The following is a 1,055-nucleotide window of genomic DNA, read 5'->3' on the forward strand; positions in this document are numbered from 1 at the left end:
TAACCCAAACATACTTCTGGAACTCCCGAAGCGCTGGCCGTACGCCTTGGACTTGCGGCAAAAAAGAGTTCTTGCAACTTGCGGAAAAGCAAACGCTGACTTCCTCATCTTACGAGCGGCCCGTCCTGGTCGAGGTATGCTGGATCAAATTCCCCCAACTTTATAAGCCCCTCGTGATCGTGGATCGATACATGACCGTCTCGAAAGGTCACCAGTCCGTTTTCACGGAGCTGGCGCAACACGCGGTTCACATGAACGGCACTCAGGCCCAATGCGTCGGCAAGATGATATTGCGTGAGGGGGCAGTCGTAGCCTTCCCTGCTGCCCATCCCGACCAAAGCCAGCCTTGATGCCAGTTCCAGCAAGAAATGTGCCATTCGGGCCTCGGCGTTTCGCCGTCCGATGCCGACAAGATGCTCTACCACCATTGCCTCGTCTCGTGATGCCGCCCAAAGAACGGCCATGGCCAATCGCGGGGTGTGCGTGAACGCATCAAGAAGATCGCCTTTCAGCACCTCAGCTGCCTGGATATCCGTGAGCGGCTCGAAGCTGTGGTCCGAGGTGCGGAGCAAAACACTGCGCAACCCGAGGAAATCCCCAGGGATCTGGAAGTCAACAATCTGACGCGTCCCGTCCGGCTGAAGCTTGTAGGAACAGACCCAACCCGCCGACAGGATGTACGCAGCTTGTTCCGATTGTCCCTGATGTACCAGATCGCGCCCTGCAAGGAAGGTCCGGCGACGCTGATGCAGATGGTCCAGGACAGCGAGCTCGGCCTCTGACAGCGCCACGAACGCGGAGAGCTTACGGACAAGTGGACTGTTTTTGACTGGTGTCATGCCTCCCCCTGCCGACTTGCGATGCGTAAGCAGAAATCTGTCTGAGACTGCTTTCTATCAGTCCAGCATAGGGGAATTTCTGCGAGAAGTGGGTACGCATCAGATCAAAGCCTCTGCGAAAGCCAGTGGGCTGCTAAAAGGAACTTTGTGGATGTCCACTGCAAACGAATACGCCGGATTAGCTGCACTTTCCATCTGCGAGTCACTCCTGCTTGC

Annotated in this window: 1 protein-coding gene; it reads right to left on the bottom strand. The window is 56.4% G+C overall.

Going from position 1 to position 1,055, the window contains the following annotated elements; all coding sequences use genetic code 11:
* Positions 1–104: 104 nt before the first annotated feature.
* Complete coding sequence (locus IE224_RS20830) at positions 105–839, bottom strand: Crp/Fnr family transcriptional regulator (RefSeq protein ID WP_103174725.1); 735 nt, start codon at positions 837–839, stop codon at positions 105–107.
* Positions 840–1,055 lie beyond the last annotated feature (216 nt).

Origin of the sequence: Paracoccus aerius, assembly GCF_014656455.1 — a bacterium.
Lineage (GTDB): Bacteria > Pseudomonadota > Alphaproteobacteria > Rhodobacterales > Rhodobacteraceae > Paracoccus > Paracoccus aerius.